Annotated in this window: 19 protein-coding genes; 6 read left to right on the plus strand and 13 right to left on the minus strand. The window is 46.7% G+C overall.

All coding sequences use genetic code 11. From position 1 onward, the window contains the following. Window positions 1–56 precede the first annotated feature (56 nt). Window positions 57–575, minus strand: coding sequence for an acetolactate synthase small subunit (gene ilvN, locus H6F74_RS11315; RefSeq protein ID WP_190428195.1), 519 nt, complete (start codon window positions 573–575; stop codon window positions 57–59). Between the two features lie 264 nt (window positions 576–839). Here ilvN and H6F74_RS11320 point away from each other — a divergent pair, with 264 nt between their 5' ends. Further along, entirely contained in the window at window positions 840–1,208 is a 369-nt protein-coding gene (locus H6F74_RS11320) for a BON domain-containing protein (protein WP_190440776.1), read from the plus strand. A 184-nt stretch (window positions 1,209–1,392) separates the two neighbouring features. Here H6F74_RS11320 and H6F74_RS11325 read toward each other — a convergent pair whose 3' ends face one another. Then, window positions 1,393–2,340 (minus strand): alpha/beta fold hydrolase, encoded by a 948-nt coding sequence (locus H6F74_RS11325; protein ID WP_190440779.1) that lies wholly within the window; start codon window positions 2,338–2,340, stop codon window positions 1,393–1,395. Between H6F74_RS11325 and H6F74_RS11330 the strand changes: the two genes are divergently transcribed. The 4 genes from H6F74_RS11330 to H6F74_RS11345 all read left to right on the plus strand — a co-directional run bounded on the left by H6F74_RS11330 (window position 2,320) and on the right by H6F74_RS11345 (window position 7,179). Further along, on the plus strand, window positions 2,320–2,511 hold the full coding sequence (locus H6F74_RS11330) for a hypothetical protein (protein ID WP_190440782.1): 192 nt from the start codon (window positions 2,320–2,322) through the stop codon (window positions 2,509–2,511). The two genes, H6F74_RS11325 and H6F74_RS11330, sit on opposite strands and share 21 nt — an antisense overlap. A 315-nt stretch (window positions 2,512–2,826) precedes the next feature. After that, window positions 2,827–3,360: a translation initiation factor IF-3 gene (gene infC / locus H6F74_RS11335; RefSeq protein ID WP_190440785.1), complete on the plus strand. Its 534-nt coding sequence runs from the start codon at window positions 2,827–2,829 to the stop codon at window positions 3,358–3,360. A 280-nt stretch (window positions 3,361–3,640) separates the two neighbouring features. After that, a complete protein-coding gene (locus H6F74_RS11340) occupies window positions 3,641–6,625 on the plus strand; it encodes a HEAT repeat domain-containing protein (protein WP_190440822.1) in 2,985 nt (994 codons plus the stop codon). 74 nt (window positions 6,626–6,699) lie between these two features. Next, a complete protein-coding gene (locus H6F74_RS11345) occupies window positions 6,700–7,179 on the plus strand; it encodes a Crp/Fnr family transcriptional regulator (protein ID WP_190440787.1) in 480 nt (159 codons plus the stop codon). A 76-nt stretch (window positions 7,180–7,255) separates the two neighbouring features. Here the strand turns inward: H6F74_RS11345 and H6F74_RS11350 are convergent, their stop codons facing one another. The 9 genes from H6F74_RS11350 to fbp all read right to left on the minus strand — a co-directional run bounded on the left by H6F74_RS11350 (window position 7,256) and on the right by fbp (window position 17,286). After that, window positions 7,256–7,615 (minus strand): type II toxin-antitoxin system PemK/MazF family toxin, encoded by a 360-nt coding sequence (locus tag H6F74_RS11350; RefSeq protein ID WP_190440790.1) that lies wholly within the window; start codon window positions 7,613–7,615, stop codon window positions 7,256–7,258. Further along, window positions 7,596–7,781: a hypothetical protein gene (locus H6F74_RS11355; protein WP_190440793.1), complete on the minus strand. Its 186-nt coding sequence runs from the start codon at window positions 7,779–7,781 to the stop codon at window positions 7,596–7,598. Before H6F74_RS11355 ends, H6F74_RS11350 begins: the two co-directional genes overlap by 20 nt. After that, window positions 7,729–7,920, minus strand: a complete 192-nt coding sequence (locus tag H6F74_RS29620) for a hypothetical protein (protein ID WP_206756305.1) — start codon at window positions 7,918–7,920, stop codon at window positions 7,729–7,731. The genes H6F74_RS11355 and H6F74_RS29620 overlap by 53 nt, the downstream gene beginning before the upstream one ends. A 1-nt stretch (window position 7,921) precedes the next feature. Further along, window positions 7,922–10,207 (minus strand): dynamin family protein, encoded by a 2,286-nt coding sequence (locus H6F74_RS11360; protein ID WP_190440796.1) that lies wholly within the window; start codon window positions 10,205–10,207, stop codon window positions 7,922–7,924. Between the two features lie 148 nt (window positions 10,208–10,355). Continuing rightward, complete coding sequence (locus H6F74_RS11365) at window positions 10,356–11,771, minus strand: cobyrinate a,c-diamide synthase (protein ID WP_190440799.1); 1,416 nt, start codon at window positions 11,769–11,771, stop codon at window positions 10,356–10,358. Between the two features lie 41 nt (window positions 11,772–11,812). Further along, window positions 11,813–13,195 carry a glucose-6-phosphate dehydrogenase assembly protein OpcA gene (gene opcA / locus H6F74_RS11370; RefSeq protein WP_190440802.1) on the minus strand — a complete coding sequence of 461 codons (1,383 nt, stop codon included), beginning with the start codon at window positions 13,193–13,195 and terminating at the stop codon, window positions 11,813–11,815. Between the two features lie 114 nt (window positions 13,196–13,309). After that, window positions 13,310–14,839 (minus strand): glucose-6-phosphate dehydrogenase, encoded by a 1,530-nt coding sequence (gene zwf, locus H6F74_RS11375; protein ID WP_190440804.1) that lies wholly within the window; start codon window positions 14,837–14,839, stop codon window positions 13,310–13,312. Between the two features lie 93 nt (window positions 14,840–14,932). Further along, window positions 14,933–16,078 carry a transaldolase gene (gene tal, locus H6F74_RS11380; protein WP_190440824.1) on the minus strand — a complete coding sequence of 382 codons (1,146 nt, stop codon included), beginning with the start codon at window positions 16,076–16,078 and terminating at the stop codon, window positions 14,933–14,935. A 125-nt stretch (window positions 16,079–16,203) separates the two neighbouring features. After that, window positions 16,204–17,286, minus strand: a complete 1,083-nt coding sequence (fbp, locus tag H6F74_RS11385) for a class 1 fructose-bisphosphatase (RefSeq protein ID WP_190440806.1) — start codon at window positions 17,284–17,286, stop codon at window positions 16,204–16,206. A gap of 240 nt (window positions 17,287–17,526) precedes the next feature. On the opposite strand from fbp, the gene H6F74_RS11390 reads away from it, so the two are divergent. Further along, window positions 17,527–18,606: an ATP-dependent 6-phosphofructokinase gene (locus tag H6F74_RS11390; protein ID WP_190440808.1), complete on the plus strand. Its 1,080-nt coding sequence runs from the start codon at window positions 17,527–17,529 to the stop codon at window positions 18,604–18,606. A 188-nt stretch (window positions 18,607–18,794) separates the two neighbouring features. Here the strand turns inward: H6F74_RS11390 and H6F74_RS11395 are convergent, their stop codons facing one another. Both H6F74_RS11395 and H6F74_RS11400 read right to left on the minus strand, forming a co-directional pair. Beyond that, on the minus strand, window positions 18,795–19,073 hold the full coding sequence (locus tag H6F74_RS11395) for an RNA-binding protein (protein ID WP_190440810.1): 279 nt from the start codon (window positions 19,071–19,073) through the stop codon (window positions 18,795–18,797). A 331-nt stretch (window positions 19,074–19,404) separates the two neighbouring features. Further along, complete coding sequence (locus H6F74_RS11400; RefSeq protein WP_190440813.1) at window positions 19,405–19,623, minus strand: hypothetical protein; 219 nt, start codon at window positions 19,621–19,623, stop codon at window positions 19,405–19,407. Between the last annotated feature and the right edge of the window lie 440 nt (window positions 19,624–20,063).

Below are 20,063 nucleotides of genomic sequence, written 5' to 3' on the forward strand. Positions count from 1 at the left end.
CCTGCATATATTGGCCCCCGTTCCTAGGCAACGAAACAGGTAAAATTGCCAATAGCTTAAAGTTTGGCTTCCAAAGATTTGAGAAACTCTGTATTAACGCCTGACTCGCGAGTGAGGGCAATCTTACCAGTACGAGCAATTTCCCGCAAGCCAAATTTATTCAGCACCTGCACAATTGCTACCAACTTCCCTGGATCTCCTACCACTTCTAAGGTCAGCGAATCCTCAGCGATATCTACTACCCTAGCGCGAAAAATCTGAGCCAATTCCACAACTTCCGAGCGATTTGAGCTGGTAGCATTTACTTTCAGCAGCATCAACTCTCGCTCAACACACGGAGTATCAGTAATATCCTGTACCTTAAGTACATTCACCAACTTGTAGAGCTGCTTAGTAAGCTGCTCAATTATCCGATCGTCTCCTGGTACAACCATTGTGATCCGGGAGATTCCCAAATTTTCGGCAGGCCCAACAGCCAGGCTTTCAATATTAAAGCCGCGACGGGCAAATAAGCCAGCTATTCGGGTTAGAACTCCCGCCTCATCTTCAACTAAAACAGAAAGGGTGTGTTTCATTGTATACAAAAGAAGCTGAAGCGCAAAATCTTGCTTTGCAATACAGGGTTTTCCTAAAGGTTACGCTAAGCAAAAGCAATGCTGACGCAATATGCGGCAACGGGACACCATTTTATGTTACTTCATAGCGCCCCCTGTCCACAAAAACGCCTATATCTGTAGATTTAGCGACAGTAACAGCTTAAATCTTTCCTTGGGAGATGTTATCAATTCGTCATTTTCATAATAATGGTGTAGTAAACTTCGTTTGGAGTAAGAATACTTATGGGTTGGTTAAAAAGACTTTTTGGCATGGAAAAGCCGCAAAATGCTCAAGTCAATGCGACCCCAGCACCGACAGCACAAGCTCCTGCCGCAGCTGGTGCTTCCAGTAGCAGCGAGACAATTCCCCTAGAGCGAGTAGGATTAAATGGGGAATATGACCAAAGCGGTCTTGCCAAGCGGGTTGCTCTGGCTTTTGACCAAGACCCGGCTTTGGATGATATTGCTACCCTCTACGTAGCGCAGACTGGCGGTACAGTGGTTTTGAAAGGACAAGTTCCCAGTCAGGAAATTCTCTCTCAAATGGTATCGGTCGCCCGCAGTGTGGAAGGTGCCACGGGTGTAGAAACCAATCAAGTCACCATTGGTTAGATTGTAGCTAGGGTAATTCCCTTCACAAAAGTAGGTGGGATTGAAGGATACAAACCCAATCTAATATAGGCATTTGTTGGGTTTTGCTTAGTCATTCAACCCAACCTACCCTTATCCTGGGCGCATTTATCATGCGTAGCGCAGGCATTATTCCTGCGCTACCTGGCAGAAGTTACAGCCGCCGTTATTCTCTAGCAGTTAACTGCTTTTGCGGTGTAGCAGAGTCAGTTTTAGATATAGCTAGAGTTTCCAGCCAGTCGAGGATCATCTGGTTAACTTCGTCAGGGCATTCATCGTGGGGACAGTGACCTGCATCTACCTCAACTAACTGGAGCCTTGGGTTGAGGTTGTTGAAGCGATTTACAAGACTGTAGGGAATCATCTTGTCTTTACGCCCCCAAATCAGGAGCATAGGCACATTTAAGGTTGGCAGCAGCTTGGTGACACTAGGGCCAAACTGTGTCCCAGTCATCGCCTTAAAGATGGCGCAGAATGCCGCAGCAGAACCCCGATCCTGGGCAGGGCCTGCGAGAATATCCACCAGCTCGTCGGTGATAGCTTCGGGGTTAGAGTAAGCTAGGCTTGCCCACTTGCGGACAAAAGATGGGCGTTTAACCACAGAAAAAACGTTTTTCAGAACTAGGGGCGATGCCACAACGCCTTTAACACTCGCCACCAAAGGTCGTAAGAACTTGGGAGTCGCCTCCTCTTCCATCGTCGGATCGGGCAAACTCATCATCACAAAGCCCTGCACCATCTCCGGATGCGCCGCCGCCGCCGCTAGAGCAACCAGCGAACCAATCGAGTTTCCCACTAGCACCACTGGCTGCTGAATAAAAGTGCGCCAGAAATCATAAACCTGCTCTACCCAGAGGTCAATTTTATAATCTGCCTGTGCCTTCCGAGAAGCTCCAAATCCCAGCATATCCAGGGCATAAACTGTGTGGGACTGGCTCAAAACCCCTAGATTGTGTCGCCAGTGTCCAATAGAAGCCCCGAATCCATGCAGCAGCAACACGGGGGTTGTTATCTGACTTGGTTGAGATGCACGGATGTAGGTATAGCGAGTCTGCCAACCTCGCCAAACCCAGTCTCTCTGACTGCCAACCCGATGCTGCCAATGCTGGGTCACGATCGCATTTGCCTCAAGTTAAGAAATGTTTACAAATTCGGTGTCTTAACTTCTATTTTAGAGGTTTGCAGCCGGTTGCTGTTTAAAATTCAGATCGAGGATAATTTGATTACGGCGGAAAAAAGGCAAGCTAGGAAAGCGATCGCGCTGGCGGTAATACTTGCAAGTTAGCTATAAAAGCTATGGAGGGTAAAGCTTTCAGCCTTTGTGTGAGGAGGATTTATCCAGATCGCCGTCCCTAGACTTCAGTTATCAGATTGGCGACAAGTGCCTAGCTCAATTGAAAGTTAAATTACAACCCTGGACAGAAACCATATCAGACTAAGTAGAATGGCTAATACAAGGAGCGCAAAGCTTGGGTTCATTCTCATCGAATTGAAAACAGCTCCTGAGCATTTTGTCAGAGGCGATCGCTCTGGCGGCAAGCTTGCTACTTGGACAAACTAACTTACTTACCATTACAATTAACCGAGCAAAAATAACCTAATGCCTGTGATTGAAAAAAGACGCACGCGCGATCTACCCCAAATCAACGAAAGAATTCGCTTTCCCCAAATTCGTGTCATTGATACCGATGGCACGCAGTTGGGTATTATGGCACCGAATGAGGCTCTACGCATTGCCGAAGAAAAAGAGCTGGATCTCGTTTTGCTGAGCGACAAGGCAGAGCCGCCCGTTTGCCGGATTATGAACTACGGCAAGTATAAGTTCGAGCAAGAGAAAAAAGCGCGGGAAGCCAAGAAAAATCAGCATACGGCGGATGTCAAGGAAGTGAAGATGCGCTACAAGATTGAGGAGCATGACTATCAAGTGCGCGTCAATCAAGCCGAGCGCTTTCTGAAGTCGGGAGATAAGGTTAAAGCTACGATTACCTTTCGAGGTCGAGAAATTCAACACAGCGATTTGGCCGAGGAACTGCTGCAACGGATGGCGACAGATTTGCAGGAATTGGCGGAAGTGCAGCAAGCTCCCAAAAAAGAAGGTCGCAACATGATGATGCTACTGTCTCCAAAAAAATAGCCTAAAAGAAGAAGTCAGGAGACTGACAACAGTCACCAAAGGATAGACTAAAAGTCTGGAACTGGTGGCAATAACCTCCATCAAGAATACAGGAGACAAAATACAGGAGGCAGAATCAAGGGGACAAAATCCATAAGAAAAACCTTGCCTCCTGACTCCTCGCTCCTGAATGGGGGTAAGCTTTTATATCCTGCCTGTACGGGTGAAGTATTTGGGTGGGAATAATAAAGCTGTTGCCCAGATCAATCGCCTCCTAAAACTGACTTCTCCCTTGAGCGGCATGAAACTGAACAATCGCACTTGGTCTTGGTCCGACTGGGGACGGGGATTCCTCCAGTGGGTGAATCTCCGCCCAGAAGAAGGAGAGCGAACATTACTGATGTTCGCCTTCTACACCACAACCTCGGTGGGGATAATCTGGGCAGAAGCCAGCACCGTCGCTTTATTTCTCGAAAAGTATGGAGCAGAATCCCTGCCCTTGTTTTATATTCTCTCGGCAGGGATCGGTTCCGGGCTGGGGGTGGTGTATTCTTGGATGCAAAAGATTCTGCCCCTGCGCTCGGTAATTGTCGTAGTTGCTATTCTTGCAGTCGCCCCCCTACTCCTATTTCGCGTGGGGTTGAGTATTGTCTATTTGTCTGGCGTTATCGTCTTTCTGATGCGCCTGTGGGTGGAAGCTATTAACGTCCTTAATGACATCAACACCTCCATCACAGCTAATCAACTATTTAATATTCGGGAAATTAAACGCACTTATCCGCTCATTAGTAGCGGCATTCTAGTTGCAGATGTCGTCAGCGGCTTTTCTCTCCCGTTCATCGTCGCCACAGTTGGGCTGAATAATGTTTCTATAGTCGCCGCCCTGATGATGGGAGTGGGAGCCACAAGCCTTTTTTATCTTACCCAACGCTATAGCCAAGCCTTCCCTGCTGCTCCTTATAGAGGTAGTGCTGCCCAAGAAACAGATTTTACCTCGCGCCGCCTCCGAGGGCCGCTACAGCGATACGCAATTCCGCTATTTGGCTTCTTCGTGGTTGGGCAGATTTTGTACCTGTTAATAGACTTCCAATATCTCAGTCAATTAGAGCTGAAGTTGGACAGTAAGCAAATTGCCAGCTTCCTAGGATTATTTAGCGGGATTGTGGGTTTGTGCGAGCTGGGGACACAGTGGTTTATTTCTAGTCGTGCCATAGAGCGACTGGGGGTATTTGTCGCTGCTATGTTATTACCAGGAGCGATCGCTATCCTTGGCTTAATCTCCCTCACAGGCATAGGCAATTTTTTTATTGGTCTAATCTGCCTGAAATTCATAGACGAATTACTACGCTACACTCTGATTGCTGCTATTGGGCCTGTTCTGTTCCAACCTCTCCCAGACAACATCCGCAGCTCGGTTATGGCTCAGGTGCGGGGTATTGCTGAATCTCTCTCCACCGGATTTACTGGAGTGGCGATTTTAGGTGTCATCAGCCTGTTAGCTTTTGTTTTTCATCACCTGTCGGAGAACACATTACAGTATCTCCAAACTTGGGTTTTTGTCGCCGCCATCTTAATTGTGGCTCTCGTATGGTTACTCATAGTTTGGCTGTTACGGTCAAGCTATGTCGGCTTACTGGTTCAGAGCGCCCAAGGAGAACGCTTGAGTGTCTCGGATGTGGATTTGCGCGTTCTCAAGCGTACCATCATCGAAACCTTAGAGAAACCAGGAACGGAAGCCGATAAACGCTCTTGTATAGAACTGTTGTGCCAAATAGACTTGGAGGACGTTGGGGAAGTCCTCGCTCCCCTACTGACTCACCTCACACCGTCCTTGCAGCGTCAGAGCCTGGAAGCAATGCTGCTAAACCCAAGTCAGATTTATTTAGACCCAGTTCAGGATTTAATTGCCCAAAAACCTAATCCTGAAGTTCTTGCTCTGGCTCTGCGCTATGTTTGGATAACTCAAGACGAGCCGGATATAGGGCAGTTACAGCCTTATCTTCGCCCAGGTGTAGACCCAGTAGTGCGAGGAACTGCTGCTGCCCTGATTTTACGCCGAGGTACGCCTACGGAGAAAGCGGAGGCTACTAATACTGTGCGACGGATGCTAACCCATCAACGGGAACGGGAACGAGTTATGGGTTGTCGGGCGCTATCGGAGGCGGATTATTTGCAGGGGTTGCGACTTTATATTCCCAGTTTGTTGCAAGATGAGTCTTTGCGGGTGCGCTGTGCCTTACTCGAAGCGATCGCATCAACTCACTTAAACGAATATTATCCAGCTTTGGTGCGGGGACTTTACTACAAGTCTACCCGCGAAGCCGCAATTAGCGCCCTCGTGCGTCTAGGTGATGAAGCAATACCGATGCTGGTTGAACTGGCTGAAGATATCCATAAGCCAGATTTGGCGCGGCTACAAGCTTGGGTCGCCCTTGGTCAGATTGGCACGCCAGAAGCGCTCAATCAATTGGTGGCTCACCTGAAAACGGGTTGGGGGACAACGCGACGCAACATTCTCCGCACTCTGCTGAAGATGCCTAATGAAGCCGGAATTGAAGGGGTTCTCGACCGATTAGGACGCAGTGGTGTGGAAACCTTAATTGAACAGGAAATGCTGTTTATCGGGCAACTGTATGCTGCACTTCAAGATTTAAGCCGTTCTGAGGAACGAGTGCTGATTCCTGAATCTAATAGTTTCAAATCGGCTATAGACCAGACTTATTCAGCACTGGATTTGCTGCGGCGGGCGCTTTTAGAGGAGCAGTCAGATGTGGTGGAGCGGTGTTTTTTGTTGATGAAGTTTCTTTATCCATTGAATTCCATTCAAGCTGCGGCTTTCAATCTTCAGTCTGATTCGCCTTCTAATATCGCTTTGGGGTTGGAAATTTTGGATAATACTTTGGATATTGCCAGAAAGCGAAATCTTGTGGTAATTCTCGACCGACGACCAGAAGGCGAAAAACTGCAAAGTTTGACGGAAATGGTGCCATATAAGCCAATGACTAAAAGCGATCGCTTGCGTCGTTTGCTAGAATTACGCCACTTTCTGTCAGACTGGCCTTTGGCTTGTTGTTTTCATGTGGCACGTCAGGCAAAATGGAGTCTCACGCCAGAACAAACGCTGGTGTGTATGCGCCATCCTACAGGTTTTGTGCGAGAGGCGGTTCTGGCTTATCTGAAAGCAGCTTCGCCGCGTGCTTTGGCAGAAATGCTACCCGTGCTGAAAAATGACCCAGACCGCCTTGTAGCCGCCCAAGTTGAGCAGATGATGTCAGAGCTGAAATAATTAGTTCATGCTAATGGAAGTATGGCTAATTGCATTGACAATTAGCAATTAGCTATTGACAAAATATTAAATTTATGTTAACCAGCGTTGAGCGCCTATTATTTGTCCGGGGTGTCCCACTTTTTCAAGAATTGCGGGATGATTTTCTGGTGCGGCTGGCTTCTGTAATGGATGAGCTTTCTTTTCCAGCGCAGCATACCATTTTTACCGAGGGACAAGAAGGGCGATCGCTTTATATTGTTGTCTCAGGTAGAGTAAGGGTACATCTGGGCGATCGCGATCTGGCGCAACTGGATCAGGGTGCTTGCTTTGGGGAAATGTCTCTGTTCGATGCTGAACCGCGTTCGGCTTCGGTTACGACTTTGGAATCCTGCGATTGTCTAGTGTTGACGCAGCTGCAACTTTATGACGCTATCGATGAAACTCCGGGGATTGCGGTGAATATCATTCGTCTACTTTCCCGTCGCATCCGCGAATTAAATAACAAGTTGAGTGTTTATCGGGCGGAAACTCAGGATGGGGATTTGAGTAAGGCCGGTAATTTAGGGGGATAAACCGCGTTAGCGCTATAGACGCGAAGAATAAGAGAGTGCGATCGCGTTTTCGGGTTGTGGTAAATGCGATCGCGCATTATCCAACTGTCTCGGATGAACCATTTTGTGGATCATCCGGCTCCAAATCCAAAGCGAAAAGAATAGCTTGTTTGATTTTAAGCATCACTTCATCTGGCACTTTACCCAGTTTTCGCTCAAGTCTCATTCTTGGGATAGAAGCCAAACCTTGCACATTTGCTACAGATTCCCGCTCAAGGAAGTGGAGCTTAGGCAGTGCAACTTCGTATAAACTTTCCCTATTCTGAGTTGTCAGTGGCACATAAATGACCAAAGCCCGTGGTGGGTTCGGATCGTAGCGAGATACAATCACAACGGGTCGCGTCTTCGCCGTCAATCCCAGATCGGCAAGCCAAACTTCACCGGGTTTCGGGTTCATCTAGTAAATCCAGTACCTCTTGCTCAACAGTTCGCGATCGCAGAATATCCAGAACATCCCAATCGGCCATTTCAATGATTTCTGCTACACATTGCCGTACTTGTTGGGCAACATCAGGCTTCCACTGGCGCAATTTTGCGTCTAGTTCCTCTATCAGAGCATCCATCGATACCTCCATTGTCGGTTGTGGAGTGTCTCAAATTCAATACTAGAATATCTTTCCAAGAGCGATCGCGTTTTCGGGTTGTGGTAAATGCGATCGCGCCTATATCAGAAATAGCGATCGCATTCCCCAGCCTACACAATTTACACAGGCTTCCAGCTATTCAAAGATTCCCGAATAGAATTCAATTCTGACAAATATTCATTTAGTTGCTTTTTTTGACCCTGAAGATTTACTAAAATTTCATTGGTATCTACTTCTGGCTTTTGTTTTTCGCTCACCAAATAGTTAAATTCATCTTTGAATCTTTCAATGTAGTCCTTAACTTGTTTCTCTGCACTTTGGAAATCTGCTGCTATCTGTCTTTCAATAACTTGCTTGAAAATCTCTTGATTTATAGAAGCCTGTGCATCTATCTTTAGCTTAATTTGCGCTGCTATTTGGGTTAAGTCAATTTCCCAGAAGTCGCCCTTATCTTCAAAGGGAATATCGACTTGATATATATTAGTTGAAGTCGTGCGATCGCTCTCTGTTGTAGTTTCTTTTTGTAGCCTCGCATATACCTCTTGCTGAGATTGAATTTCTGTATCAATTCCTAAAAATTCAAAACTCGGAAACTGAATGGGATTAATGTTCAATTCAATTTTCAAAGCTTCTTCTATATAAGTAGTTATTTCATTGGATATTTGTTGGGCTTGCTCTTGTATTTCTTGCACCAACTCCTCTCTAGTGCGCGTTCCCTGTCTGATAAGCTGATCTTGCGTGTCTATCCACCAGCTTTGAATTTGAGAACCGAAAAATTCGTTTATAGCACGTCGAATATTTTGAGCATCTTCCCTGGTAGCAACTCTAAGTTTATAGACTTGCGAAATTTCGGGGTTATCAGTATTACTATTAAATAGATTAATAACTGCTTGCTTTATTGCTTCTACGAAAGTAGCTTTCCTTTCATTTATGGCAAATATTGAAGATTCGCCTAAAAAAGGAATCTCTGTGATTTCCGGGTTAACATTACTCTGAGTAACCTTTAAATTTGTTGTTGAATTTTCAATTTCAGTATTTAGATTAGCAAGCCGTTCAATTTCTTTTTGAATCTCGTTTTTAGCATTCTCAGCAAAAAGGTTTATTTCAGATATAAATATATCAATTAATTTTTGCTTTTTTGCTTCTAAAAATTCTTGAACTAAATCAATGTTTTTAGTTACAGATTCATATTTTTCTCTATACTCTTTTACCTGATTTTTCAAAGCTTCGATTTCCATACCCCAAACTTTTAGTTCGGTATTTAGAGAATCCTCAATTGCCTTGGCAGCTTTATCTAGTTTTGCTAAAACATCACTTATAAGATTCCAACCATAATTTTTAGTGAGGTTTTGAATTATTGTTTCTTGAATAGCTGTTATGCCACTATCTTTTAAGGCTTTGGACGCAATCTCTATGGGTTGGGGAACTCTAATTTCACCGTCCTCATTTTCTTCGAGATATTCACCCAAAAATAATTTAACAAATTCTTTGGTATGACTGTTAGCTGCTGTATCTGCTAGAATCAGTTTCGCCAATAGTCCTTTTTTAGAACTTGCAGGATAAATGATTGGGTTAGAGAATCCCAAGCCAGCTAACTCTATTTTGATTTTTTCTATAATATCATTATTTTCTGTATTTACACTTATCGATTTATCAGCTTTATTCAAAATAAAGTAAATATTTTTCGTTTTTTCAGCTAATATATTTTGTCGGCTTTCCATTACTTCACCAAACCAATCTGAAATCAAAGTTTCTGTAGAAGAGGTGTAATTTAAAATAAACAGAATAGCATGGCATTTCCGCAATGATTCCAAGGTTATTTGCTTTAATTCTGTGGAATAATGATATTCCCAATTCCCATTAGCTACGCCAGGGGTATCAATGAGAGTAAACCCAGCCAGGGATGAGAGGGTGCTAATAGCTTCGATAGGATACTCTATTTCAAAGCGGATGGTATGGTCGGGATTATTATGATTGCGAATATATTGGGTACGTTCCAGAAATTTTTGGTGAATTTCTGCACCGTCACCTTCAGCAATAACAACAGGTTGTCTTTTCCCCTCTCGATATTCTAAAAATCTAGGCACTTGCCCAACGTCAATATGTCGGATATCTGTACGGCAAACGGTACAAGCGGCGGCTTCAGTTGCTAAAATATCCGCACCAATTATGGCATTGAGAAAGGTACTTTTGCCTGTTTTAGTTGGGGCAATGACTGCAAGTTGATAGTTGTGTTCCTTCAAAGCGTATAGCGCTTTGGTGATGTCTTCCTCAACACTTTGTAAGCATTTGGTATCGTTTCCTTTAGCCAGACGCTCCGCTTGAATTTCTTGAAGGTATTGTAAGAGTAGTCTACCAGTGATATAGATGCTGTCGTGTGCTGCTTGGAACTGTTCAGAAGACATACTGGCTGTCCGAAAGAGGGTAGCTTTTGTTAGCTAAAGCTTACAACAGCTGAACGCAATAGGGCAGGGGAGGGTGATACTTACTAGGGTGGCTGACTGGAAAATGGCGAGTGCTGAGTAGAACAAGAGAAACTTCTTTGATGCTTCATTAGTTGGCGATCGCGTCCGTTGCGGCTTGAGAAAACCTCACGCAATGTTCTAAAAATCTGGCGGGAAGATCGGGACACCCAGCAAAATGAAGATGGACATAAGAAGCATGAAGCTGATGCAGCAACCATCCTTCGACTGTGGTTGAACTGTGCGGATCGCAGCCTCGTGCCTGAAATAGAGGTGCAACTGGTTCCTGAGTTAACTGGGAACGGTGAAACTCATGTCCCCAAACTGTTGTACCTGCGGGTAGTAGGGGACTGTCTTGCAAAACTACGGCTTGCCGATATCCCAATGTCAGACGCGATCGCATGACGGCTGTAGTAGGCAAAACTCCCACCATTGGGGAAGAATTTCCCTCAAATACAATCTGCTGACACAAATACATTAAACCGCCGCACTCGGCATAGGTGGGCATTCCCGCTAAGATGGCTTTTCGGACTGCATCCCGGACGAATGTGTTGTCAGCTAACTGCTGGGCAAAAACTTCCGGGAACCCGCCCCCAAAATACATCCCCTGAATGCCTTCTGGTAGGCTGTCGTCGGTCAGCGGACTCCAAAATACCAGTTCTACCCCAAGCGATCGCAAACTCTCTAGATTGTCCTCGTAGTAGAAGCTAAAAGCGCGATCGCGGGCAACTGCCAATCTTACCTTACCTCTTGCTTCTGTCTGAAGTTCGGGTCGGAGTTGGGGAGAGGTTCCCGCTTGCAGCAACGGTAACAAGCGTTCCCAGTCAAAGCAATCTCCCAAGTGGGCAAGTCGATCTATCAAAGCGTCCAGATGGGACAATTCTGCTGTGGGTACTAAACCGAGATGCCGATCGGGAATGCTGATGTTATCTTCACGGCGAAGAATACCTAAAATCGGCAATTGCAAAGGTTCTAGGGCATCTTGGAGAAGTTGCAAGTGGCGATCGCTTCCGACTCGATTTAAAACTACTCCCGCAAATTTGAGCCGGGGATCAAAGGAACGGAAACCGTGGGCGATCGCAGCCACCGAACCCGACAACCTGCTGCAATCTAACACCAACAATATCGGCAAATCCAACAGCCGCGCAACGTGAGCCGTACTTGCAAAAGTGACCGGAGATTGGGAATCTTGCCCAGTTCCCAATTTCCAGTTCCCAGTCCCCTCCACACCATCAAAAAGCCCCATCACCCCTTCAACCAAGGCGTACTCTACCGCCTGAGTATGACGGGCAAAACATTCCTGCACATAAGTTTCCGATGTCAGCACCGGATCTAAATTCCGACAGGCACGATTTGTAACGTACCGATGAAACATCGGATCTATGTAATCTGGCCCAACCTTGAAAGATTGTACCTTTTCACCCCGACGACACAAAGACGACAGTAGGGCAAGCGTGACTGTCGTCTTGCCCACCCCACTGCGATCGCCTGCGATTACTAAAGCCATGCTTGCTAACTGCTAACTGAAGGATAGCTAATAGTTAACCATTAGCTATTAGCTTTATTCATCTTGATAATTTCCGCCGTGACCGCCAGACTTTCTTCGTAAAGCATATCGCGACCCCAACGACGCAGCTGCTGACCTAATAAAGTCTCAGCCTTTTGATCACTCAGAGGCGCTACCTGCTCAAATCGGCAAGCTTGCGCGCCGCCCCCAGCTTCCATCCGCATACAACCGCTAGTTTCCGAACACAGAACCGTACAACAGTCAGCATCCAGGTTAGTCGAACTCATCCGCAAGGCAATCAAATCCCCCGGAATTTCGCCCCAATCAGCGGTGGGAATTCCTGCTAACTCAGCTTCTACCGGGCGTTGGTCAGCAGTCACGAACGAGCAGTATCTCAGATCGTAATCGCCGCCTTCGCGCCTATAGGATACTGGATGCCACTGGAGACGACTTGCCAGCCAACCCAGGAACATCAGCGCCTGATCGGGATTGCCTTTTTCATAATTTATCGTCACTTTATCGACTTCTGTGAGAGCAGCACGGCGTTCTGGGGGATCGAAAGCCTCGGCAGTCAGTTCTTGCCATGCTGCCAACCGTCGCCAGTTAAGGTCAGTAAGCTGGATACCTTGTTCCGCCAAAGTATGCACTCGCAATAAATCGGTTTCTGGTTCGCCAAATTGACAAGAGTCAACGATTACGGAATTGCTAACTGATGCCAGTCGCTTAAACAAGGCATTATGGGGATCGGGTGTGGCTTTCCACCAGAGAAACTTAGGCAAATCGCCGATCAGTAATGCTGTTACTATGCCGCCGATGCGTTCTAGGGCATCGGCGGTGCCGCGTAGAGTGATGTATTCGCAACAAAGCAACGTATTGTTACTTTGCTTGTTCATCGGGCAATATACAGAGACTTGGACGGTTACGCCTTCGTCTATGCCGGAGTGAGGACACAGGGCAATGATGCGACAAGGATTTGAGGCAGCGATCGCATCCGCTACTCCGTAGCCTGTGACATTCAACGTTGCTTGTGTCTCTCCATTCCTTTGTGCTTCTTTTATGGCACCAGAAGAGCGTCTATGAGCCAAGTCTTCCCTCAGTCGGGCTAGGGTTTCAGCATCCGCCTTCCCAGTACGAGGCAGTCCATACGCTTTCTGGGCATCCTTCAAACCTGAATTCATCCGCGGCCCAGCGATGCCATCAATTGGCCCGGTGTAGAATCCCAAAGCAGCTAACAAGTGTTGGGTTTCTTCGGGTTCGTAAACTACAAATGTAAACGTAGTGGCTCTAGCGGCAGCAGGCGAATCGCCATTTTCAGTATTGTCTCTGTAGCTTTCCCAGATTTGATTTAGTTCCGCTTCAATATCACTCAGCGAAATATCTTTAGGTGCTTGTAGCGAAACAACGGGAGGAGATTGTGTTGTCATAGCTCAGTTGCCAGTTGTAATGTTAATTGTTAATTGGGAATTAGGGATTGGAGAATTGGGAATTGGAGAATTGAGAATCTTACCTAGTCCCCAGTCCCCAGCCCCCAGTCCCCTTTATAGTCTTCGCCAGCGGCGACCATCTTGATTGATCAGGTGTTCTGCTTCCTCTGGTTCCCAAGTTCCCGCTTCATACTGGGGAATTGAAGCCGGGCCAGTCAATCCCTCCCACGCCGAGAGGGCTGGTGTCACCACCCGCCAAGCTTCTTCCACTTCATCGGCACGGGTGAACAAAGTCTGGTCGCCCAGCATACAATCGACTAACAAGCGATCGTAAGCATCAGAGCTGGTGACACCAAAAGAAGAACCGTAGCTAAAGTCCATATCTACGGTGCGAGTACGCAAATCTGGCCCCGGCATTTTCGCTTCAAAGCGTAGGGAAATTCCCTCATTCGGGTAAACACGCATAGTCAGCACGTTGGGACTAGCTTGTTGGGCAGCAGATTGAAAGATTAAGAACGGCACCTCGCGGAACTGGATAGAAATCTCGCTTACCTTCTTGGGTAAACGCTTGCCAGTCCGCAGATAAAAGGGTACGCCCTGCCAGCGCCAGTTATCAATCGCAAACTTCATGGCGACATAGGTGGGCGTTGTGGAGTTGGGATCGACTCCTGGTTCCTCCCGGTAGCCTGGGACGGGTTTCCCTTTCATCCAGCCTGCCGAATATTGGCCCCTTACTGCTGATAATTCCAGGTTATGCACATCCGCTAAACGAGTTGCCTGAAGAACTTTTAGCTTTTCCGTGCGGATACTGTCAGCATCTAGCGAGTTTGGGGGTTCCATCGCTGTGAGGCAGAAAATTTGCATCAGGTGGTTTTGCAGCATATCCCGCAAAGCACCAGCCGTTTCATAATACCCAGCTCGGTCTTCTACGCCTACAGTTTCTGCGACTGTGATTTGAACGTGATCGACAAATTGGCGATTCCACAGTGGCTCAAAAATTGCATTGGCAAACCGGAAAACCAAGAGATTCTGAACGGTTTCTTTACCTAGATAGTGGTCGATCCGGTAAACTTGTTTTTCTTTGCAAACCTGCTGCACTATCTGGTTGAGTGACTGGGCAGAACTCAAATCCCGTCCAAAAGGCTTTTCAATTACCAGGCGGGTTTTTTCTGGGTCTTTTAGCATTTCTGCTGCACCCAGTTGACGAATCGCTTCTGGGAAGAATTTTGGAGCCACAGACAGGTAAAATACGCGGTTTCCCCGCGTTCCCCGCTTACCGTCGAGTTCTGCAAGGAAGGATTTTAGTTTTTGGTAGCTTTCTGGCTTATCAATATCACCGGGACAGTAGTATAAACCTTGGGCGAAGTCTTGCCAAAATTCGTCCGACCCGATGCCACCGCCAAATTCTTCGATGCCTTCGCGCATCTCTTCTCGGAAGTAGTCGTGGCTCCATTCTCGACGCGCTACGCCTACAACTGTGATTTCTTGCGGCATACGGCGATCGCGTTTCATCTGATAAATCGCTGGCACCAGCTTGCGTTTTGTTAAGTCGCCTGATGCCCCGAATATTATCAGTATCTGCGGCTCTGGTACCCGTTCCTGCCGCAACCCAACGCGCAAGGGATTTTCTAGCAGTGTGGCCATAGATGTTGCTAATTACTAATTACTAATTGAAGGATTATTAATTGGTAATGAGTTGCCCAACCCATTACCAATTACCTATTATCTATTACCCAGTTACACAGGTTGCAGATGTTTTATCTTCTCTTCCAAGGATGCTGTTAGAGATTCAAAAGGCTTCACAAATTTCTCAATTCCTTCGACAAGCAATTCATCCATCACTTCGTCTAGATTAATGTCGATGTCGGGATCTTTGAGACTTTCTATGAGGTTATAAGCTTCTTCTACTCCTGTTTCAATGCGAGATGCAACATCGCAGTGGTCGGCACAGGCTTCGATGGTGTTCGGTGGTAAGGTGTTTACCGTGTCTGGCCCAACGAGTTCATCAACATACATCACGTCGCTGTAGCTGGGGTCTTTGGTGCTGGTGGAAGCCCACAATAACCGCTGGACATTTGCACCTTTTTGTGACAGAGCTTTCCAGCGATCGCTTGCGATAATTTCTTTGTACTTCTGGTAGGCGATTTTAGCGTTAGCGATCGCTATTTTCCCTTTGATGGCTTGGAGTTCTGCCTTTTTCTCTATTCTATCCACCCCGGCTTTCAGCTTGGCATCAATCCGTGCATCAATGTTGATATCGATACGGCTGAGGAAGAAACTCGCCACTGAGGATATTTTGCTGATGTCTTTGCCTTCAGCCGCCCGCTTTTCTAAGCCGCGAATATAAGCCCAAGCTGTTTCTTCGTAGCTTTGAGTTGAGAATAGCAAGGTTACGTTGACGTTGATTCCATCGGAGATTACTTGCTCAACTGCTGGTAAACCCGCCGTTGTGCCAGGAATCTTGATCATGACGTTATCTTTACCAATTTCTTGATAATAGCGTCGGGCTTCCTCAATCGTCGCTTGGGTGTCGTGGGCGATAGTTGGCGGTACTTCAATGCTAACGTAACCATCCAGCCCATCGGATGCTTCATACACAGGTCGGAGAATATCGCAAGCATTGCGGATATCTTCAAAAACCAGAGTTTCGTAAATTTTCTCAACTGGCAATCCTTCGCGAATTCCAGCTTCAATATCAGCATCGTAGATTGCGTTACCTGCGATCGCTTTTTCAAAGATCGCTGGATTAGAGGTGATCCCGCAGATCCCCTTATTTTCCACCATATCTTTGAGTTCGCCAGTCTCAATCAAGTCGCGAGTCAGATTATCCATCCAGATACTCTGACCGTACTGTTTAATTTCTAGTAGATGATTGTTTGGCATCTCTGTCATCTCTGTCATTTTTTTTGACTCCTAGTAATTGTCGTTGTAGTTTTAGAGAAATAATGTTCTCTCTGAGCAGGTTTGAAGCCTGCTGTGAAAAAGGATTTCTCAAAAAGGAAATACTTTCACTGAGGTATGCGCGATCGCTCTCTAACAGCTCTTTCTTCAGCAGCCCTGGCCCGATCCTGAATGAAAGACTCCACCAAGGCGACATCATCTTTGCTACCAATAATCAAAGGCGATCGCGCGTGTAGTGCTTCTGGCACTACATCCAAAATCTCCTGGGTTCCCGTACTTGCTCGACCACCCGCTTGCTCTATCAAATACGCTAAAGGAGCAGATTCATACAGCAGGCGCAATTTGCCTTCCGGTTTTTTCACCGTCCCAGGATAGAGGAAAACACCCCCTTGGAATAGAATCCGGTGAATATCCCCCACTAACGCCCCACCATAACGGGCGGTGTAACCTTCATGACGATGGACGTAGCGGATGTAGTCTCGCAGTGGTTCCTCCCACTGCCAGAAATTACCCTCATTGACGCTGTAAATCGATCCGTGGTCTGGCAAGCGGATATTTTCACTCGACAGGATAAACTCGCCCAAACTGGGATCTAGTGTGAAAGCGTGAACTCCCGTGCCGATAGAATACACCAGCATTGTGCTGGGGCCGTATAGCACATAACCTGCGGCGATTTGGTTGCGTCCATTATTTTGCAGCAAATCGCTAGCCGTGCCATCTTCGTCCAGACCCTCTTGTTGGCGAATTGCGAAGATAGAACCAACGTTGATATTAATATCAACATTGGACGATCCATCAATCGGGTCATAAAGCAGGGTATAACGACCAATGGGACAGTTTTCGGGGATATAGTATAGGTTTTCCATTTCCTCGGAAGCCAAGCGGCAAACTAAACCGCTTTGCTTAAATACCGAGATGAATACGTCATTGGCATAGACATCCATCTTTTTGACGGATTCTCCCTGCACGTTCATCTCGCCCGTAAATCCCAAGGCTCCTGCGACTAAACCAGCTCGCGTAAGCCGCCGCGCAATCAGCTTTGCCGCCAGGGCAATGCGATTCATAATGGCACTGAGATCCTGTGCTTCTGCACCGAAGCTGTGCAGTTGCTGCAAAACGTGACGAGATAACGTCATGCAGTCGCGATCCAGGGCTTGTTCCGGAATGAAAGGCTGATCCACGTTAGACATGTGTTTCCTCCTCCCTATCGATAACGCTTTATTAACAAAGGCAGTTAATTTCAGGTACTGCCCCAACAGTATCAAGGCCCGGTCGCCTTACCTTCTATCTTAGGGAGCCATTTATCAGGTTGGTGTCTAACTTCAGATCAACTAAAGAAATCAATCTTTAGACAACTTTTTTGTCGAAAAGACAACTCTGCAACCACAATCAGTTTAATATCGCCTCTTGATCGCAATTATCAGAACAAGATGGGACAAAAACGCATTGGAATCCTTACCAGTGGTGGAGACTGTGCTGGACTAAATGCTGTAATTCGGGCAGTAGTCCACCGTGCAGTTGGCACCTATAACTGGGAGGTGCTGGGGATCTGTCGGTCTACCCTAGGGTTGATGAGCAGTCCGCCGGAAGTTATCACTCTAGACATTGACCAGGTAGACCGTTTATTGACGATGGGCGGAACGGTTCTAGGGACTACAAATAAAGGCGATCCTTTTGCGTTTCCCCTAGAGGATGGAAGTTTGCGCGATCGCTCCGAGGAAATTATTTCTGGCTACCATCAACTAGGTTTATCAGCCTTAATTGGCATTGGCGGAGATGGCAGTTTAGCCCTTCTCCGGCGATTGGCAAACCAAGGCGGGATCAACTTAGTAGGCATTCCCAAAACCATTGATAACGATGTTGGCTGCACCGAACGCTCCATCGGATTTGATACCGCAGTTAATATTGCTACCGAAGCACTCGACAGGCTGCATTTTACCGCGGCCAGCCACAGTCGGGTAATGATTTTGGAAGTAATGGGGCGCGATGCTGGTCATATCGCTCTGAATGCTGGGATTGCTGGCGGTGCTGATATTATTTTGATCCCAGAAATCCCTTATAGCCTGGAAAAGGTCTGTGACAAAATACGCGATCGCCAGTCGAAAGGAAAAAACTTCTCCATCGTCATTGTCTCAGAAGCCGTCTGCACACTGGAAGGTAATCCAGTTAAAAATATGGATCGATTTGGGGAATGTCGATTAGGCGGAATTGGTCAGTACCTGGCAGAGCAAATTTCTATCTCTAGCGGTGCCGAAACTCGCGTCACAGTATTAGGACACGTTCAGCGCGGCGGTATCCCCTCGTCGTTGGATCGATTACTGGGGACAGCCTTTGGCGTGGCCGCAGTCGATTTGATTGCCGATGGCAAGTACGATCAAGTTGTCACCTGGCAAAACCGCGAAATTGTCAGCGTACCAATTGCTTCAGCAATTGGACAATACAGGGCAGTAGATCCCAATGATACTCTGGTCAAAACTGCTAGAGGCTTAGGAATTTGCCTTGGAGACTGAAATTCATGTCATTAGTCCTTTGTTTTCCGTCTCCATGACCAATGACTAATAAACCCAACTTTTTGCACCTTTTTCTTAACCCCCCTTAAAAAGGGGGGTTAGGCGATCGCACACTTGCTCTCTACAAATTTAGCTCCCTTTTAAAAAGTTTCTAATCTGTAAAGTTGCACCGAAGCGTTAATCACTAATTAAAATCTGGCTCGCTTCGCGCCGCTGCGATCGTCCTCCCTCGGCCGTGCTTTATTAACTCTTAGCTGACGTCCCATCCACTCAGCGCCATCCAATTCGGAAATGGCGGCTTCTTCCTGGGCATCATCTGTCATTTCAACAAAAGCAAATCCTCGCATACGTCCTGTTTCTCGGTCTGTCGGCAACAAAACTCGCTTGACAGCACCGTAGTCTGCAAAGACTGCTTTTAAATCTTCTTCCGTAGCTTGGTAAGACAGGTTTCCGATGTAAATGGTCATGTCGATGTATAAGGCTGAAAGAGGAACTAAAGTTCAGAACCTTTACATGGTCAGACGCGAACTATAAATCAAGGTCAAGCATTATTTACCAATGATGAAATTTTATGACCCAAGCCTACAAGTGCGGCTACACGAGTCCTAAACCCAACCATTGATAGGGCTGAACTTTTATATTTCGTCCTATCATAGCCTACTAATTTTATTGTGCAAGGTCATGTAGCCTACACAGTTGCGGCTTTTTTAATGTTGATTTTCTATGACATTTAACAAGAAATCTAATAGTGCTGAGTCCAAATAACACTACTTATTCAGGACTCAGCACTACTGAGAGTTAGTCAATAGAAATTGACTGAGGGCCACTGCTTCTGCCGTTATCACTGCTTGTGCTAGAGGAGGGATAGGAGCTAACCCCAGCTTCCGCGTCGAGCCAGCTTTTAACTGGATCGTCATTCAGGTTGACTCGGAGGATACCAGAGACAAAGCCGCCTAAGAAAGCTGCTGGGTGTTTGGTGAATTCTTTGAATACTGGTGTCAGTTCATCGAGAAACATTTAAGAGTCTCCTGGGGTTGTGGGTTAAACAATTGATTTTGCTAGATCGATCCTAGCGTGTTTGAATGGAGGGTTGGCTTGGCAAGAGCAGGAAGCAATACTTGTCCGTGAGGAATGTCGGTTAAATAACTTACAAAATTCGCGCTACATAGGAGCATGGCATTGTTATGCCCCTATGCAGGAAATTGGGGGTTAACAAATCCATGCCCCTTTTTTAAGGGAGGCTAAGGAGTTACCCGCTTCACCCCTAAAATAGGGGATCGCCGCAGGTGGGGGGATGGAAACTTAACCAATCCGTAGTCAACTACCCACCACTGATTTGTTCGACCGAAGGCTCACAAATACAGTGGGGGCTTGTATCTAAGCTCCACCTCAATTCCGAAAACCTTTGCAGGATTTCGGCTTTGGTTTCATCACTCGATACATCAGGGGATGCTGAC

The organism is Trichocoleus sp. FACHB-90 (genome assembly GCF_014695505.1).
Taxonomy (GTDB): domain Bacteria; phylum Cyanobacteriota; class Cyanobacteriia; order Cyanobacteriales; family FACHB-T130; genus Funiculus; species Funiculus sociatus.

Excerpts from the sequence above, each read along its gene's own strand:
- ilvN (WP_190428195.1), bottom strand. The coding sequence starts at position 575 with ATGAAACACACCCTTTCTGTTTTAGTTGAAGATGAGGCGGGAGTTCTA.
- H6F74_RS11320 (WP_190440776.1), top strand. The coding sequence starts at position 840 with ATGGGTTGGTTAAAAAGACTTTTTGGCATGGAAAAGCCGCAAAATGCT.
- H6F74_RS11330 (WP_190440782.1), top strand. The coding sequence starts at position 2,320 with ATGCTGCCAATGCTGGGTCACGATCGCATTTGCCTCAAGTTAAGAAAT.
- infC (WP_190440785.1), top strand. The coding sequence starts at position 2,827 with ATGCCTGTGATTGAAAAAAGACGCACGCGCGATCTACCCCAAATCAAC.
- H6F74_RS11340 (WP_190440822.1), top strand. The coding sequence starts at position 3,641 with ATGAAACTGAACAATCGCACTTGGTCTTGGTCCGACTGGGGACGGGGA.
- H6F74_RS11345 (WP_190440787.1), top strand. The coding sequence starts at position 6,700 with ATGTTAACCAGCGTTGAGCGCCTATTATTTGTCCGGGGTGTCCCACTT.
- H6F74_RS11350 (WP_190440790.1), bottom strand. The coding sequence starts at position 7,615 with ATGAACCCGAAACCCGGTGAAGTTTGGCTTGCCGATCTGGGATTGACG.
- H6F74_RS11355 (WP_190440793.1), bottom strand. The coding sequence starts at position 7,781 with ATGGATGCTCTGATAGAGGAACTAGACGCAAAATTGCGCCAGTGGAAG.
- H6F74_RS11360 (WP_190440796.1), bottom strand. The coding sequence starts at position 10,207 with ATGTCTTCTGAACAGTTCCAAGCAGCACACGACAGCATCTATATCACT.
- H6F74_RS11365 (WP_190440799.1), bottom strand. The coding sequence starts at position 11,771 with ATGGCTTTAGTAATCGCAGGCGATCGCAGTGGGGTGGGCAAGACGACA.
- opcA (WP_190440802.1), bottom strand. The coding sequence starts at position 13,195 with ATGACAACACAATCTCCTCCCGTTGTTTCGCTACAAGCACCTAAAGAT.
- zwf (WP_190440804.1), bottom strand. The coding sequence starts at position 14,839 with ATGGCCACACTGCTAGAAAATCCCTTGCGCGTTGGGTTGCGGCAGGAA.
- tal (WP_190440824.1), bottom strand. The coding sequence starts at position 16,078 with ATGCCAAACAATCATCTACTAGAAATTAAACAGTACGGTCAGAGTATC.
- fbp (WP_190440806.1), bottom strand. The coding sequence starts at position 17,286 with ATGTCTAACGTGGATCAGCCTTTCATTCCGGAACAAGCCCTGGATCGC.
- H6F74_RS11390 (WP_190440808.1), top strand. The coding sequence starts at position 17,527 with ATGGGACAAAAACGCATTGGAATCCTTACCAGTGGTGGAGACTGTGCT.
- H6F74_RS11395 (WP_190440810.1), bottom strand. The coding sequence starts at position 19,073 with ATGACCATTTACATCGGAAACCTGTCTTACCAAGCTACGGAAGAAGAT.
- H6F74_RS11400 (WP_190440813.1), bottom strand. The coding sequence starts at position 19,623 with ATGTTTCTCGATGAACTGACACCAGTATTCAAAGAATTCACCAAACAC.